15 protein-coding genes and 1 tRNA gene are annotated in these 16424 nt (G+C 60.8%); 8 read left to right on the top strand and 8 right to left on the bottom strand.

Annotated elements, in window-relative coordinates; translation table 11 throughout:
- Positions 1 to 44: 44 nt before the first annotated feature.
- Entirely contained in the window at positions 45 to 683 is a 639-nt protein-coding gene (locus Q8K08_RS21455) for a GntR family transcriptional regulator (RefSeq protein ID WP_304797742.1), read from the top strand.
- Positions 684 to 691: 8 nt separating this feature from the next.
- Here the strand turns inward: Q8K08_RS21455 and Q8K08_RS21460 are convergent, their stop codons facing one another.
- Entirely contained in the window at positions 692 to 2575 is a 1884-nt protein-coding gene (locus Q8K08_RS21460) for a glycosyltransferase (RefSeq protein ID WP_305251662.1), read from the bottom strand.
- Positions 2576 to 2656: 81 nt separating this feature from the next.
- Positions 2657 to 3811 (bottom strand): glutamine-hydrolyzing carbamoyl-phosphate synthase small subunit, encoded by a 1155-nt coding sequence (carA, locus tag Q8K08_RS21465; protein ID WP_305251663.1) that lies wholly within the window; start codon positions 3809 to 3811, stop codon positions 2657 to 2659.
- A 180-nt stretch (positions 3812 to 3991) separates the two neighbouring features.
- Between carA and Q8K08_RS21470 the strand changes: the two genes are divergently transcribed.
- Positions 3992 to 4450 carry a GatB/YqeY domain-containing protein gene (locus tag Q8K08_RS21470; protein ID WP_304803508.1) on the top strand — a complete coding sequence of 153 codons (459 nt, stop codon included), beginning with the start codon at positions 3992 to 3994 and terminating at the stop codon, positions 4448 to 4450.
- 7 nt (positions 4451 to 4457) lie between these two features.
- Here Q8K08_RS21470 and Q8K08_RS21475 read toward each other — a convergent pair whose 3' ends face one another.
- The 4 genes from Q8K08_RS21475 to Q8K08_RS21490 form a co-directional block, all read right to left on the bottom strand.
- Positions 4458 to 4955: a DUF2244 domain-containing protein gene (locus tag Q8K08_RS21475; protein WP_304803502.1), complete on the bottom strand. Its 498-nt coding sequence runs from the start codon at positions 4953 to 4955 to the stop codon at positions 4458 to 4460.
- Positions 4956 to 5030: 75 nt separating this feature from the next.
- Positions 5031 to 5342: a hypothetical protein gene (locus Q8K08_RS21480; protein ID WP_304803500.1), complete on the bottom strand. Its 312-nt coding sequence runs from the start codon at positions 5340 to 5342 to the stop codon at positions 5031 to 5033.
- A 131-nt stretch (positions 5343 to 5473) separates the two neighbouring features.
- Positions 5474 to 7144 carry a cytochrome c oxidase subunit I gene (gene ctaD / locus Q8K08_RS21485; RefSeq protein WP_304803498.1) on the bottom strand — a complete coding sequence of 557 codons (1671 nt, stop codon included), beginning with the start codon at positions 7142 to 7144 and terminating at the stop codon, positions 5474 to 5476.
- Positions 7145 to 7376: 232 nt separating this feature from the next.
- Positions 7377 to 7778: a cytochrome c family protein gene (locus tag Q8K08_RS21490; protein ID WP_304803496.1), complete on the bottom strand. Its 402-nt coding sequence runs from the start codon at positions 7776 to 7778 to the stop codon at positions 7377 to 7379.
- A 188-nt stretch (positions 7779 to 7966) separates the two neighbouring features.
- Between Q8K08_RS21490 and Q8K08_RS21495 the strand changes: the two genes are divergently transcribed.
- Entirely contained in the window at positions 7967 to 9175 is a 1209-nt protein-coding gene (locus Q8K08_RS21495) for a PLP-dependent aminotransferase family protein (RefSeq protein ID WP_305251664.1), read from the top strand.
- Positions 9176 to 9197: 22 nt separating this feature from the next.
- Here the strand turns inward: Q8K08_RS21495 and Q8K08_RS21500 are convergent, their stop codons facing one another.
- Both Q8K08_RS21500 and lipB read right to left on the bottom strand, forming a co-directional pair.
- Positions 9198 to 9665: a hypothetical protein gene (locus Q8K08_RS21500; protein WP_305251665.1), complete on the bottom strand. Its 468-nt coding sequence runs from the start codon at positions 9663 to 9665 to the stop codon at positions 9198 to 9200.
- Between the two features lie 64 nt (positions 9666 to 9729).
- Positions 9730 to 10425: a lipoyl(octanoyl) transferase LipB gene (lipB, locus tag Q8K08_RS21505; protein WP_304803490.1), complete on the bottom strand. Its 696-nt coding sequence runs from the start codon at positions 10423 to 10425 to the stop codon at positions 9730 to 9732.
- Between the two features lie 100 nt (positions 10426 to 10525).
- Here lipB and Q8K08_RS21510 point away from each other — a divergent pair, with 100 nt between their 5' ends.
- The 5 genes from Q8K08_RS21510 (at position 10526) to Q8K08_RS21530 (ending at position 16418) form a co-directional block, all read left to right on the top strand.
- A complete protein-coding gene (locus Q8K08_RS21510; protein WP_304803488.1) occupies positions 10526 to 12028 on the top strand; it encodes a peptidoglycan-binding domain-containing protein in 1503 nt (500 codons plus the stop codon).
- Positions 12029 to 12146: 118 nt separating this feature from the next.
- Positions 12147 to 12233: transfer RNA gene (locus Q8K08_RS21515), tRNA-Leu, on the top strand.
- A 573-nt stretch (positions 12234 to 12806) separates the two neighbouring features.
- The gene (locus Q8K08_RS21520) at positions 12807 to 13907 is read left to right on the top strand and encodes an ABC transporter ATP-binding protein (protein WP_304803485.1); all 1101 of its coding nucleotides are present in this window, start codon (positions 12807 to 12809) and stop codon (positions 13905 to 13907) included.
- Between the two features lie 75 nt (positions 13908 to 13982).
- Positions 13983 to 15059, top strand: coding sequence for an ABC transporter substrate-binding protein (locus tag Q8K08_RS21525; RefSeq protein ID WP_304803483.1), 1077 nt, complete (start codon positions 13983 to 13985; stop codon positions 15057 to 15059).
- Positions 15060 to 15155: 96 nt separating this feature from the next.
- A complete protein-coding gene (locus tag Q8K08_RS21530; protein WP_304803481.1) occupies positions 15156 to 16418 on the top strand; it encodes an ABC transporter permease in 1263 nt (420 codons plus the stop codon).
- Positions 16419 to 16424: the final 6 nt, after the last annotated feature.

Here is a 16424-nt window from a genome sequence, read left to right on the forward strand (position 1 = left end):
TGTAGCCTGCCCGTCTGTCAAAGACCAATTACAAGGACGTGCCGGTGCAGAAGGATGCCTATACGCTGATCCTCGAGGCGATTGAGACGGGACTTTACAAGCCGGGGGATAGGCTCGTCGAATCGGAACTGGCCGAGCGGCTGGGGGTAAGCCGGACTCCGGTGCGCGAGGCGCTGCAACGGCTTGAGACGCAGGCGATGCTGACGCGCGACGGGCGCAGCCTGATCGTGGCCAGTCTGGATCACAACCAGCTCGCCGAACTTTATGCCGTGCGCAGTGAGTTGGAGGGGCTGGCCGCGCGGCTGGCGGCGCGCCATGCCACGGATGAGGAAATCCGGGTGCTGCGCGGCATGGTCGAGGATGACCACCGCTTGCTGTCCGGAGATCCGCGCGCGCTCAGCCGGGCAAACAAGCGCTTTCACCGCCAGATCCATCTGGCCAGCCACAACCGCTTTCTGGTCCAGCAACTTGACCTTGTGCATCGGTCGATGGCGCTGATGGCCAATACGTCGCTTGCGGCCGAGGGGCGCAGTGAGGTGGCGCTGGCCGAGCATGACAAGATCGTGGCGGCCATTGAGGCGCATGACGGCGAAGCCGCCTATCAGGCGCTTCGGGTCCATATCAGTCGGGCGTTCGAGACGCGGCTGCGCGTGGATGCCGGCGAATTGCGCATGAAAATCTGAACCTCGCATCAGCTGTCCAGTGGGTCAAAATGGCCATGCGCGGTCTTGTCCCAGTAAAACGGATTGCGCACCAGTTCCCACGCCGCCTTGTACGACGCAAGCGCGCCCAGCGGAAAATACAAGTGCATGATCAGCACCCACCAACGGCTGAACCGGTGCCCCGACAGGTGCAGCGCGGTCAGGTGCAGTGTCAGGTTCACCACCTCGGTCAAGAGCAAAACCCCGATCAGCGCCAAGGTGACGGCGGGCGGCAGGGCGTCGGCAATGGGATGCGGCAGGCCCAGCCATGGCAGCCAGAACGACCACAGGACCGGCACCAGCAGGAATTGCGACAGGGTGGCCAGAAGCAGCACCTGAAAGCCCGCAAATTGCCATGGCCCCAGCTGACGCCACAAAAGCGCGGGGTCTCGCATATGGGTGGCCCATGTCATCATATAGCCCTTGAGCCAGCGTGAACGTTGCTTGATCCAGGGCAGCGTGCGGCAGTTGGCCTCTTCCCCGGTGACGGTCTGGATCAGCTCGGTCCGGTAGCCGTGACGATACAGCCGCATGCCCAGATCGGCGTCTTCGGTCACGTTATACGCGTCCCAGCCGCCCAGTTCTTCCAGCGCGGCACGGCGAAAGAACAGCGTGGTGCCGCCCAAGGGAATCGGCAGGCCCAGCCGTTGCAGCCCGGGCAGGATGATGCGGAACCATGTTGCATATTCCAGCGTAAAGCAGCGTGACAGCCAGTTGGTGGTGGGGTTGTAGAAATCCAGCACGCCTTGCAGGCAGGCCACCTCTGGCCCGCGCTGGTAAAAGCGCTGCACAACGCGGGTGATCTGGTCCGGGTCTGGCGCGTCTTCGGCGTCATAGACCCCGATGATCGACCCGCGGCAATGATCCATTGCAAAGTTCAGCGCCCGCGGCTTCGTTTTGATCTTGCCTTCCGGGACCACGACAATCCGCATCCATGGTGGCAGGTTTGCCCTTGCAAGAGCGGCGCGGGTCGTCCGATCGTCGGCTTCGACCACCAGCACAATATCAAGCAATTCCCGCGGGTATTCCAGACGGCCCAACCGGCGCAGCAGGCGCGGCGCGATATCGCTTTCGCGGTAGAGCGCCACGATGACCGACACGATGGGCAACCGGGCTATGATCGGCGGTGGTGGTTCGGGTACCGGACGCCGCCCTGCGGCCAGCCCCGCTGCGACCTTCAGCAGCGTGGACAGAAGCAGGGTCAGGAATGTCCACCCCGTCAGCAGCCAAAGCAACCCCAATGGCCAGAAAAGCGACACCAGCACAACCAACGCCGCCGCCAAGGCGAGGGGCCGCAACAGGGTTGCACCGCCCAAGGTGCGGCAGCTTTCCGCATCAGGCACCCGGTTTTCCGCCGCTTGCGCAAGGTGCCCGCCGCGCAGTGCCAGAACCGTATCCTGCACCGCCTGCAAGGGCGTGATGGCCATCGCCACCGGACCAAACAGCCGGATCAGATGATCACGGTGTTTGGAAAAATCTTCCGGCTCTGCCGTCGCAATCACTGTGGCGCCACCAACATTACGCCATGGAAACATAGACTTGCGCAGGCAGGTGCTGGCACCCAACTGGTCGAGCAGCCGGATGTCCGGCGGCAGTCGCGCAGGGTCAATCACAGAGGTTTCCCAATGCGCGGCAAGGGCTGCATAGATCTGTTTGGTGGGCAGGGCGGCACGAGAGAGCAAAATGTCGGTCACCCGCTCCCGACGCCGCGCCTGATGGGCCAGTGCCTGCACCATGGCGTCACCGCCGACCAACCCATCGCGCAGCAGGGCGACACCCAACGTATCGGCCTTGCCCGGCATATCCGGCACATCCGGCGCAACATTCTGTGTGCGGACCTTTGCGGTCTGGGGATGCGGATGTGCAGCGAACATGAATCCTCGGATGCTTTTGGCCGAGGGTTGCATGACACTGGTTAATGCGACGTTAAAATCCTGTTAACGCAGCGCGACGCCTCAGGCGCTCCGGCGCGCCTGCATTTCGCTGGCGAAACGCTCGAACAGGTAATAGCTGTCTTGCGGGCCGGGGCTGGCCTCGGGGTGGTATTGCACGGAAAATACTGGCTTTCCATGTACCGCGATACCGCAGTTTGACCCGTCAAACAGCGAGACGTGGGTTTCATCCACACCATCTGGCAGGGTCTGGCTGTCTACGGTAAAGCCGTGGTTCATCGAGGTGATTTCCACCTTGCCCGTCGTCAGATCCTTGACCGGATGGTTGGCACCGTGATGGCCGTGGTTCATCTTGACAGTCTTTGCCCCAAGCGCAAGCGCCAGCATCTGATGGCCAAGGCAGATGCCAAACACCGGAAGGTCGCGCGCCAGCACGCCCTGGATCATCGGCACCGCGTAGGCCCCTGTGGCCGCCGGGTCGCCGGGACCATTGGACAGGAACACGCCTTCGGGGTTCAGCGCCAGCACGTCTTCGGTGGTGGCCGAGGCGGGAAGGACGGTTACATCACACCCGGCCGAAGCAAGGCAGCGCAGGATGTTTCGTTTCGCGCCGTAGTCGATGGCAACCACGCGCAGGCCATCGCCGGTCCGTTTTGTATAGCCCTCGGGCCAAGCCCAGCGTTTTTCATCCCAGCGGTAGGATTGTGCGCAGGACACGTCTTTGGCCAGATCAAGCCCGACAAGGCCCTTCCACGCGCGGGCGCGGGCGACCAGTGCCTCAATGTCGAAATTACCGTTCGGGTCATGGGCCAGGGCCACATGCGGCGCACCTTGCTGGCGGATCGCGCGGGTCAGGCGGCGGGTGTCGATGCCGCCGATGCCGATACGGCCCTTTTTGAGCAGCCAACCGGTCAGCTCGCCCGTCGCGCGCCAGTTTGACGGCTCGGTCACGTCCCACTTCACCACCATTCCGGCAGCGACGGGTTCGGCGGTTTCGTCGTCTTCATCGGTAACGCCGGTGTTGCCAATATGGGGGAAGGTGAAGGTGACAACCTGACCCGCATAGCTGGGGTCGGTCATGATTTCCTGATAGCCGGTCATCGCGGTGTTGAACACCAGTTCCGCCACGGTCTCGCCGACCGCGCCGAAACCATTGCCGTAAAACACCGTCCCATCCGCCAGAGCAAGGCAGGCGGTAGCTTTCTGCTGAGCAGGCATGGCGGCGACTCCTATCGGTAAATTGCGCGGAACCTACGGGGGATGGCGTGCCGGGTCAAGGCTTTGTCGGAAATGGAATATGTCTGTATTACAATGGTTTGGCAAAAGCATGGCCAGTTGTCCTTGGCCGCGATCCCCTGTATTGTGCGCGCCACCGATCCTAGAGTGAAGGCAAACCACATGTCGCTGCGCGAACGTCTGCAGATTTCCCTGAAAGAAGCGATGAAGGCAAAAGAGGCAGACCGCCTGTCCACGCTGCGGCTGATCAATGCCGCCATCAAGGATCGCGAAATCGCGGTGCGCGGTGAAGGCGGCGAGGTTGAGGTGGGCGAGGGTGATATTCTGGCCATTCTTGGCAAGATGGTGAAACAACGTCAGGAATCGGCGCGCGCCTATGAAGAGGGCGGACGGCTTGAATTGGCGGAAAAGGAGCTCGCCGAGATCAAGGTGATCGAGGAATTCCTGCCGCGCCAACTGTCTGCCGCCGAAGTTGAGGCCGCCATCGTCGCCGCCGTGGCCGAAGTGGGGGCGTCCAGCATCCGTGACATGGGCAAGGTGATGGCGGTCCTGAAGGGCCAATACACCGGCCAGATGGATTTCGGCGCAGTCGGACCGATGGTCAAGTCGCGGCTGTCCTAAGCGCGCCTCAGCCCTTGTGACGGGCAAAAGCGGCGCGCAACTCGGCTGACAGGCTGACGCGTTCCTCCTCCGATAGAAACGATCCGATCTCAACCGGGCGCGGGCCACCGCGCAGGGTGACATATTGTGGCACCGGGCCGCCGGTTTCATGCAGTTCAACCCGCACCCAATGCGGGTTGGCCTGCCACTCGGCACGGGCCTTGCGTGGGCCTGTCCGGGTCAGGGTGACTTGTGCTGGCGTCAGGGTCAGGTCTTCGACAATCTCGCCGTCACGGTAGCTGCGTTGCAGCGCCATCCATATCCCCGCGATGGCCAGCACCAGAAACGGCAACAGCCCCCACAACACTGGCGAGCCAAGCACTGTCACAAGCGGTAAAGCGATCAGCGCCGAGGTGCCGCCGATGAACCACACAAACCCACGCTGCGGCAGAGACCGGTGTGGCCACAGACGCAAATGGCGGGTGTCGGTCTGGGTCGGGTCTGGGGGCAGCCAGTGGTAGGGCATGGCGCGGGGTGGTCCTTGTTCGCTGAAAAAGACATTAGGCCGCGTTTGCGCACTGTCCACGACTATGCCCTGTGGTCAGGCGTCGCAGGTGATCTGAACCTCATGCTGGCGATAGATAAAATCATCGCGCACCACTTCGAACCCCACCGGGCGCGAGGAAAACAGGCTGAAATCACCAAAGCCGCACAGCTGGCGCGCCTCGGCGGCGATCTGGTCGCGAAACGCCAGCTCACGCGGGTCGGACAGGGTAAAGGCGCGGTCGATGGTAAAGCTGTGCAGGGTTGACGGGGTAGATTTTGCCGCAACGGTCGCGACAGACTGTGGTGTGGTTGTCGGCACGCAGGCGGCAAGCGCGAAGACACACAAGATGGGCAAGCGATAGGTCATAGGCTGGCACGTCCTTTTGGGGCGAAGCATTGCGCCAGTATCCCGCAGATTGGCGTGGGCGTCAAAGTCTGGGCGCGCCGTAAGCAAAAAGGCCCCGGATCTCTCCGGGGCCTTTCAGGGGTGTTAATGATTTAGTGGGCGTGGCCTTTGTCCCAGTCGGATTGTTTGGGCAACTGCTCAAACGTGTGCTCCGGCGGGGGCGAGGGCAGGGTCCATTCCAAGGTGTCAGCGTATTCATTCCAGTAGTTGTTCTGGGTGATCCGCTTGCCGAACTTCATCGCCCAGAAGATCATCCCGATGAAGAACACGAAGGACGCAAAGGACAAGAACGCACCAATCGACGAGACGTAGTTCCAGTAAGCAAACGCCTCTGGGTAGTCGATGTAGCGGCGTGGCATGCCCTGACGGCCAAGGAAGTGCTGGGGGAAGAAGGTCAGGTTGGCACCGATGAACATGGTCCAGAAGTGCAGCTTGCCTGCCCATTCCGGATACTCCCGGCCCGACATCTTGCCAAACCAGAAGTAAATGCCGGCGAAGATGCCGAAAACGGCGCCAAGCGACATCACATAGTGGAAGTGGGCCACGACGTAGTAGGTGTCATGATAGGCCCGGTCGACGCCGGCCTGTGACAGCACGATGCCGGTCACGCCGCCGACGGTAAACAGGAACAGGAAGCCGAAGGCCCAGAGCATCGGCGTCTTGAACTCGATCGAGCCGCCCCACATGGTCGCGATCCACGAGAAGATCTTGATGCCGGTCGGCACCGCAATGACCATGGTTGCCAGCATGAAGTAGCTTTGCTGGGTCAGCGACATGCCAACGGTGTACATGTGGTGCGCCCAGACGACGAAGCCCAGAACACCAATGGCGACCATCGCATAAACCATTGGCAGATAGCCAAAGATCGGCTTGCGCGAGAAGGTCGCAATGACTTGGCTGATGATGCCGAAGGCTGGCAGGATGATGATATACACTTCCGGGTGGCCAAAGAACCACAGGATGTGCTGATACAGGATCGGGTCGCCGCCGCCTTCGGGTTGGAAGAAGGTGGTGCCGAAGTTACGGTCGGTCAGCAACATGGTGATGGCACCGGCCAGAACCGGCAGCGCCAGCAGGATCAGCCATGCTGTCACAAAGATCGACCAGGCGAACAAGGGAACCTTGTGCATGGTCATGCCCGGTGCGCGCATGTTCAGGAATGTGGTGATGATGTTGATCGCGCCCAGAATGGACGACGCCCCTGACAGGTGGACCGCGAAGATCGCAAGATCCATCGAATAGCCACCCTCATTGGTGGACAGCGGCGGGTAAAGCACCCAGCCCACGCCCGAGCCCATTTGCCCGTTGCCGCCCGGTGAAAACACCGAAGCCACGGCCAGCGCTGTGCCGGCAACGAACATCCAATAGCTGAGGTTATTCAGACGCGGGAACGCCATATCCGGCGCGCCGATCTGCAACGGCATGAAATAGTTACCGAAACCGCCGAACAGGGCCGGGATCACGACAAAGAACATCATCAGGATGCCATGGGCCGTGATCAGCACGTTCCACAAATGCCCGTTCGGTGTGCATTGGTCGGTGGTGGTGGCAATCAGCCGTGCACCTTCGGTACACATGTATTGCACGCCGGGTTCCATCAGCTCCATCCGCATGTAGACGGTGAAGATGACAGAGATCAGGCCGACGATACCGCCGGTAAACAGGTATAGAATACCGATGTCTTTGTGGTTGGTCGACATGAACCAGCGCGTAAAGAACCCTCGCTGATCATGGTCGTGGCCATGGATGGCTGCGTCCGCCATTGGCGTCTCCCGTTTTTGTTATGTGCGATCGTCCGACTTGCGGAGTCGGATATTCAACTTTTGTCATAGCTTTCAAAGCCGGGCACGGCAACGGGGGAAATTGATCTGGATCAAGTTCAAATGTCGCAGGGGTTTCGAAACCGCAGCGGGTTTTGACGGGAAAGAGAACGCGTTCCGGCACAGATGGCCCGTGCCGGAACGCAGCTTGGCTTGCGCGGATAAAGCCCGAAGGTCACTGCATCGTGGCCAGATAGGCCGCAACATCCTCGGCCTTGGCGCGCAGCTTGAAGGTCATTTTCGACTTTGCGGCGGAATCACCGCTTACCTCTTTCAGCCATGCGACCGGATCAGTCATATAGGCGGCAAGGCTTGCCTCGTCCCAGACGGTGCCAGCGGCACCCACGGCCAAGATGCTGTCGCCGTATTTGAACCCGTCAACCGACGCGACCTGTTTGCCGATCATGCCGAACAGATCCGGCCCGGTTTTGCCGCCCTTGACGATGGTGGTGCCATCAGCGGCAGTGATGCCGTGGCAGGATTTGCATTTGGCAAATTCCTTTTCCCCTACAGCAGCGTCGCCTGCAAAAGCGGGGGCTGCAATAAGCGCGAAAGCGGTGGCGAGACGGATTTTCATGGATGGCTCCTTTGAGAGGATTGGGCAAGATTCTGGTTTAAGTTCAGTCCTGCCTTGTGTCGCGGAGCAGGGCAAGCGGTATGAGTGTCGCAGGTGGCCGTGTATGGGTCAGCATTATTGACTTGCCTCAAGCGGCGCGGCAGGGTGCAGCGAAAGGCCCGAAGCGTTCGGGCGGGGAGGGTTTGTCAATGCAATGGGAACAGGTTCTGGCGCCGCGTATGGGGCGGATGAAGGCTTCCGAAATCCGCGAGCTGCTTAAGCTGTTGGATCAGCCCGATATCATCTCGTTTGCAGGCGGCATTCCTGATCCGGCGCTGTTCCCTGTGGCGGCGTTCCAGTCGGCCCTGACATCGGCCTTGGCCCCCGGCCGCGCCGACACCGCGCTGCAATATTCGGTGAGTGAGGGGTATTTGCCGCTGCGTCAGTGGCTTGCGGATCACATGACCGGTTTGGGCATTCCTTGCGGGACCGATAATATCCTGATCACATCGGGCTCGCAGCAGGCGCTGGACTATCTGGGCAAGCTGATGATTGGCACGAATGATACTGTGCTGGTGAACTGGCCGACCTATATGGGAGCCTTGGGCGCGTTCAACGCCTATGAGCCAGTGTATGACCGTCTGGACCCGCGCGAAAACCGTGGGGCCGCAGAGTTCAGGGCCAAGGCCGCCGAGGCCGGGGGCACGGTGAAGTTCGCCTATTTATCGGTTGATTTCGCCAATCCGACCGGAGAGACGATCCCACGCGCGGATCGCGAGCGGGTGCTGGATCTGGCGACAGATCTGGGGGCTGCGGTGATTGAAGACGCCGCTTATCAGGCGCTGCGGTTTGACGGTGACCCGGTGCCGCCGATTCTGGCGCTGGAGATCGCACGCAAAGGCAGCATTGAAGAGTGCCGCACGATCTATTGCGGGTCATTCTCTAAGACGCTTGCGCCGGGGCTGCGGGTGGGCTGGGTCTGTGCGGCCAGCCCGGTGATCGGGCGGCTGGTGTTGATGAAACAGGCGGCGGATCTGCATTCCTCGACGCTGAACCAGATGGCGATTGCCGAAGTTGCCGCCAATTCCTTCGATGCCCATGTGGCGGGCCTGCGGGATGTCTACCGCGCACGGCGCGATCACATGCTGGCGGCCTTGACGCGTGAGATGCCTGCGGGCGTGGAGTGGACAAAGCCCGAAGGCGGCATGTTCGTCTGGATCACCCTGCCAGACGGCATGGACGGCGCCGATCTGCTGGCGCGGTCACTGGAAACCGAACGGGTGGCCTTTGTGCCGGGGCGCGCGTTCTTTGCCGACGGGTCGGGCGGGAATACCATCCGCCTGAGCTTTTCGCGGGCTGATGAGGCGGCGATAGATGAGGGGATCAAGCGACTGGGGCGGCTGATCGCGGCGGGGTAAGGGGGCGGGGCCCCTTGGTGCATTATTCTTCAGAATACTGTTTGATAATATTCACTTGCATGAAAGTGCCTCGCCAAGTTTGTACAAGGTAGTGATCCTTGCCATCAAGGCCATCGTCAGAAATCTCATCCAAACCTGCTTGGCATACACGGACACGGTAGCTGCCCTTTTCCAACTCGATGCGCTCGGCTTGCGGAAAAGAGTCCGTGCATCCAGCGACCACAAGTCGACCCGACGGAACGTCTATTGAGAATTCGACGATATGATCCCATGCTGCCAAGTCGATTTCGGGTTGATCCTGATAAAGTCGCACGATCACTGGAACGTCCATGTTTCTTGCGGTCATAACCGCAAAAGCACAGCGTTCAAGCGCTAGACGTCGCTGGTGGGCCTCTGGTGTCCACGACTCGCCCTTAATGCCTTTTGAGCCTTCGTCCTGAAGGTAGAACTGAAAGTAGTCGGCAAAGAGCTTAAATCGTTTCTCGCGCATCCTAAGACCTCTCCAGCTATACACAAATACTTTGTCCCGGAGGATAGAGAGAATGAAAGCAGGGTTAGGTGGGTTTGCAGCCCGGCGGGTTCTTCCCGTCCGGCTGCATCCTGCTTTCGGGGAAAAAGCGCGGAAAGGTGGTTTTGAGGGCGACGTCCAGATCGCCCATCGTGACCGGCAATCCAAGGTCCACCAGCGACGTGACCCCGTGGTCGCGGATGCCGCAGGGGACGATGCCCGAAAAGTGGCTCAGGTCGGGCTCCACATTGATTGATATGCCGTGAAAGCTGACCCAGCGGCGCAGTTTGACGCCGATGGCGGCGATTTTATCCTCTACCGCTGCGCCATCTGGTCCCTGCCGCTCTGGCCTTGGCACCCAGACGCCGACGCGGCCGGGGCGGACCTGCCCGCTGACGTTGAACTCGGCCAAGGCCGCGATCACCCAGTTTTCCATCGCGCGCACAAAACAGCGCACGTCGCGGCCGCGCGCGCCGACATCCAGCATCACATAGACCACCCGCTGCCCTGGCCCGTGATAGGTGTATTGCCCGCCGCGCCCCACGGCATGCACCGGAAAACGGCTGGGATCAGTCAGATCGGCGTCTTTCGCGCTGGTGCCCGCGGTGTAAAGGGGAGGGTGTTCCAGCAGCCAGATCGCCTCGGGCGCGTCGCCGCGCGCAATCGCCTCGGCCCGCGCTTCCATGGCTGCAAGCGTTTCAAGGTAGGGTGCAAGACCGGAAAGATGCTGCCATTCGGGCATATGGAGCCTTTGGATAAGGAAATGAGCACTGGTCAGATCGCAGGTTCGTGATAGCCTATTTCGCAAATGAAATTGAGTCTGCCATTTACGGAGAGATGTGATGAAGTTCAAAGCAATTGCAACAGCCGGGATCATTGCGGGTCTGTCATTGGCCCCTGCCGACCAAGTTCACGCCGATGCAGGGGACGCCATTGCAGGCGCGTTGATTGGCGGGATCATTGGCCATGCCATCGGTCGTGACCAGCAAAAGCGCCGCCAGGTCACCACTCAGCGCAAGTCTACCAAATCGGCCAAGCCGGGGGTATCAAACGCGCAGCGTGAGGCCAACCGTGAGGTGCAGACGGCGCTGAACCATTTTGGCTATCCGGTCGGCACGCCGGACGGGGCGATCGGCCCGCGCAGCCGGTCGGCCATTTCCAGCTATCAGGCGACGCTGGGCTATCCGCCCACCGGTCAGCTGACCGATTACGAGCGCACGGTTCTGGTCACGGCCTATCACCGTGCGATTGCGGGCGGGCCTGTGGTGGCGCAGGCAGCCGCGACGCATCCGATGGGCATGAAGGGCCTGCTGTTGATGCAACGCGACGAAATGGCAGGCATTCCGCCCGCCATGGTCGCAACCCCCTTTGCCCCGGCCCCTGTGGCCCCGGCAGGGGTCATCGCAGCGGCCCCGGCCTTGCCCGAACTGATGCCAGAGGCGCCGGTTGTGGCAGCCGCCCCGGCTTTGCCCAGTTTCATGGGGTCGGGGGCTGCTCAGGTGTCGCTGGCCAGCCAGTGCAACAAGATCAGTCTGATGACCAACACCAATGGCGGTTACGTGACCGAGGCCAGCATGACCGACCCGGCCTTTGCCTTGGGCGAGCAGTTCTGTCTGGCGCGCACCTACGCCATGGCCACGGGCGAAGAGATGGCGGCCAAGATCGCAGGCTTCACGCAGAGCCAGATTGCCGAGCAATGCGCAGGCTTTGGCCCGGTGCTGGCCGAGCATGTGGCGGGCCTGTCGATGCGCACCCGCGACGAGGTGCTGGTCGGGGTCAAGGGGTTCGTCCTTGGCTCTGGCATGTCACCCGCGCAACTGTCAGGCACAGCCAAGATCTGTCTTGGGGTCGGGTATACCACGGACGCAATGGATGTGGCTGTCGGCTCGGCGCTGCTTTTGACCGCCATGGGCGAGGCTGGCTATGCCGAATTGCTGGGCCATCACCTGAGCCAGGGCTTTGGTGCGACCGTGCGGCCCGAATTGGCGCTGGACTGGTATGAGATGGGCTTGACCGCGATGGGGCAGGGGCAGGCGGTGTTTGCGCCGGGTCTTGGCGACCGTGGCGCGGTGATCCGCAAGGCTGCCTACACAGCGGCGGGTCGTGCAGGCGATCTGGCTCCGGTGGTGGTGCCTGCAGCGCTGCCGCAGTTCGCGCTGGCCCCAGAGGTGGCGCCAGAGTTGGTGCCCGAACTGGCGACAGAAGCCACAGCAACACAACTGCTTGCGCCAAGTGCTGCGCCACAAGTGGCAGAAACCACCCCCGGCATATTGGCACCTGAACAGGCTGGTGCGCGGGTTGTGATGTCTGCGGCAAGGCTGCCGTTCCTGCTTTTGGGCAACTGATCAGGCAGGCGGTTCAGGGTGCGCCCGGCGACGCGGCAGAGAAAGCGCGGGATGGCGTAGAATCCCCCTTTCCTTCGCGCGCGGGCTTCGCTAAAAGCCCGCCATCCAAGTCGTGTCTGCGGATGTGGCGGAATTGGTAGACGCGCAGCGTTGAGGTCGCTGTTCTTTAATCGGAGTGAAAGTTCGAGTCTTTTCATCCGCACCACGACTTGGCAAAATTTCCAAAGGCGCCCGCTGAACCGGGCGCCTTTTGGCTTTTGTGCCTGCTGAAGATGCCCCACATCTTGGATTGGTGCGCTTTGACCCGGCATTCGGACCCGCGCGATAATCGGCATGGGGTAGAGCGAATGTCGGGGCCTTGGCTACGCTTGGGGGGGGCTGCGTTTCAGCCACATGGCTTTGTGCCAAGGTGTCGCCACCATGCAATGGGGCCGCGACGGTCAGCGATGATTCGAACGGAAACCCCTGTCTGGTGGCCTTGCCCCGGTCTGATCCTTGCAGGCGAAGCCGGCTTCAGGTGCCAAAACCATGTGCCCGCCCCGCGCGTCATATCGCCTGATTGCCCCCTTGGTCGTTATCGACCGCAGGCAAACTGCCCGGCATTTACTCGCCATCTGCCGCAACAGGCGGCGAAAGCGGCGCAATATGACTGATTTTCCCGCATTCCGCATGCAATGCCTTAAAATGTGACAAGCCAGTTGCAATGCGGGGCCGCATTGGATTTAGTCACTATAACGAGTGCAGAAAATCTGCCGGACCACATGGGGAGACCAGCGAGTTGAGCGAAAGCCACAACGACGCCTTTGTTGCCTTTGACCGGGTGCAAAAAAGCTATGACGGCGTAAGCCTTGTCGTCAAAGACCTAAATCTTGACATCGCCAAGGGTGAATTCCTGACGATGCTGGGGCCATCAGGGTCGGGCAAAACCACCTGTCTGATGATGTTGGCGGGCTTCGAGACCGCCACCAATGGCGAAATCCGTCTGGATGGCACCAACATCAACATGGTGCCGCCGCACAAGCGCGGCATAGGGATGGTGTTTCAGAATTACGCGCTGTTCCCGCACATGACGGTGGGAGAGAATCTGGCCTTTCCGCTCGAAGTGCGCGGGATGGGCAAATCTGATCGCGACGCCAAGGTTCAGCGCGCGCTGGATATGGTGCAGATGGGGGCCTTTGCCAACCGTCGCCCGGCACAGTTGTCAGGTGGCCAACAGCAGCGCATCGCGCTTGCCCGCGCCTTGGTGTTTGACCCAAAGCTGGTGTTGATGGATGAACCGCTTGGCGCGCTGGACAAGCAGCTGCGCGAGCATATGCAATTTGAAATCAAGCATTTGCATGAAAGCCTTGGCATCACCGTGGTGTACGTCACCCACGATCAGGGTGAGGCGCTGACGATGAGCGACCGGATCGCAGTGTTCAACGATGGCCGCATCCAGCAACTGGCCCCGCCCGCCGATCTGTACGAACGCCCCGACAACAGCTTTGTCGCGGGCTTCATCGGTGAGAACAACAAACTGCCCGGCACGCTGGAAGAGCTTTCGGGCGATAAGGCGCTGGTCCGGTTGGCCACGGGAGAGGTGATCGACGCCACTGCCGTGAACGTGACTCAAAAGGGGCAGCAAACGCTGGTCTCGATCCGCCCGGAACGGGTAGAGTTCAAGCCAGAAATGATGCCAGAAGGCGCGCACATGATTGGCGCCGACGTGCTGGAGGTCATCTATATGGGTGACATCCTGCGCGCGCGGCTGCGGGTCGCGGGGTCGGATGACTTCGTGATGAAGATGCGCAACACGCAGGGCCAGACGCGCCTGAGCCCTGGACAACAGATCAAGGTCGGCTGGCATCCGCAAGATGCCCGCGCGCTTGACCCGGTCTGACAAATTCCCCGAAAAAAGGGGAGTGCCGCCCCGCGCGGTCAAATAACCACAGATAACCAACTTGGGAGCTTGCCAATGAAAAAACTTCTCGTTCTGACCACGGCCCTTTCCGGCTTTGGCCTTGCCGCTTCGGCGCAGGAAATCGCTGTGATGTCCTGGGGCGGCGCTTATGCGACCAGCCAGATCGAAGCCTATCACAAACCCTTCACCGCAGAGACCGGCATCACCGTTATCAGTGTTGATGCCGACAACCCGGCCGCACCTATCAAGGCTCAGGTAGAAGCGGGAAACGTGACCATTGACGTGGTTGACGTGGAATATGCCGATGCCGTGCGCCTGTGTGACGAAGGCCTGCTTGAAGTGCTGGACCCGGCCATGCTGGCCCCCGGTGCAGATGGCACCGCCGCGATGGATGATTTCCTGCCCGGCGCCGTGACCGAGTGCTTTGTCGCCACCATCGTGTTCTCGACCCTCTACGCCTTTGACGAGAGCAAGTTCTCATCCGATCCGCCAACCACCATCGCAGATTTCTTTGACACCACCAAATATCCGGGCAAGCGCGGAATGCGCAAAGGTGCCAAGGTCAACCTTGAAATGGCACTGATGGCCGATGGCGTGCCAGCGGACGAAGTTTACGCGATTCTGGAAACGCCAGAAGGCGTGGACCGCGCTTTTGCCAAGCTTGGCACCATCAAGAGCGACATGATCTGGTGGGAAGCGGGCGCACAGCCTCCGCAACTGTTGGCAGACGGTGAAGTTGCGATGACCACAGGATATAACGGCCGCTTCTTTGCCGCCGCTGTGACCGAGGGCAAACCGTTCAAGCAGGTGTTTGACGGTCAGGTCTATGAGTACGACGGCTATGCAATCCCCAAGGGTGCCCCAAACATGGAGGCCGCAAAGCAGTTCCTGACCTTTGCCACAACCACGCAGGCGCTGGCTGATCAGGCCAAGTGGATTGCTTATGGTCCGGCCCGTCACTCGTCCGGCCCTCTGGTCGGTCTGTTCATGGACGGCAAGACCGAGATGGGCCCATTCATGCCCACCGCGGCTGAAAACCTGACCAACGCGCTGCCGTCGTCCTATGAGTTCTGGGTCGACCGCGATACCGAGTTGAACGAGCGTTTCAACGCCTGGTTGGCGTCAAACTGATCTGACACGGGGCGGCGGGTGACTGCCGCCCCGATTCGTTGAAGACGGGGCCTGGTTCGGCGCGATGGGGCCCAATTCGGCAAGATGGGAATTGTGATGGCTGATGTTTCTGTACCTGCCGGGGGTCTGCTGACCACCAGCGATGGCCGCCCGCTGAAATCGGCGCTTGCCACCGCGCAACAACGCGCGAAACGGCGTGCGTTTTTGCTGGTGCTGCCCCTGCTGGCCTTTATCCTCATCACCTTTATCGTGCCCATCGGGCAGTTGATGCATCAAGCCATCTATAATGACGGGTTTTCCGCCAACATGCCGCGCACAACGGCATGGTTTGTCGAAAACCCACCCGGCACCGCGCCTGATGAACCCGCATGGGAAGCACTGGCGCTTGACCTGAAGGATTCCGCAGCCGCGCGCACCGTGGGTGTGGTCGGCACGCGTGTGAACTATGAGATGTCGGGCACGCGGTCGCTGTTCACCTCAACCGCGCGGGGGGCTGCACGGTTTGAGCCGCCCTATCGTGAGGCATTGCTGGCGGCGGACGCCAAATGGGATGACCCAAACCTTTGGGGTACCATGCGTCAGGTGTCTGACGCGTATAGCGCCAACTTCTTCCTTGCCGCGTTGGATATGACCCGCGACGTGAACGGCAAGATCGTGCCAATGCCCCAAGAACGGCAGATTTATGTCAGCCTGTTCATCAAGACCTTTCTCATGGCGGCACTGATCACATTCACCTGCTTTGTGTTGGCCTTCCCGATCGCGCATTTGTTGGCGACCTTGCCGATGAAGTGGTCCAACCTGTTGATGATCTTGGTGCTTTTGCCATTCTGGACATCGCTTTTGGTGCGCACGACCAGTTGGATGGTCTTGCTGCAACAGCAAGGGGTGATCAACAATACCATGGTGGCCATGGGGATCATCAGCGAGGAAGGCCGGATCCAGATGATCTATAACCAGATGGGCACGATCATTGCGATGACGCATATCCTTCTGCCGTTCATGATTCTGCCGCTCTATTCGGTGATGCGCCCGATCCCGCCGTCTTACGTCCGCGCCGCGCGGTCGTTGGGGGCTACAAGCTGGACTGCGTTTCGCCGGGTCTATGTGCCGCAAACCCTTCCGGGCATCGGGGCGGGGTCGCTTTTGGTGTTCATTCTGGCGGTGGGTTATTACATCACCCCCGCACTGGTCGGCGGCGCAAGCGGGCAGCTGATTTCCAACCTGATCGCTTTCCATATGCAAAGCAGTCTGAACTGGTCGCTGGCCTCGGCCCTCGCGGCACTGCTGCTTGGCTCGGTTCTGATCCTGTATTGGATCTATGACCGACTGGTCGGCATCGACAATCTGAAACTGGGCTGAGCAGGG

Source organism: Pseudotabrizicola sp. (assembly GCF_030684215.1).
Lineage (GTDB): Bacteria > Pseudomonadota > Alphaproteobacteria > Rhodobacterales > Rhodobacteraceae > Pseudotabrizicola.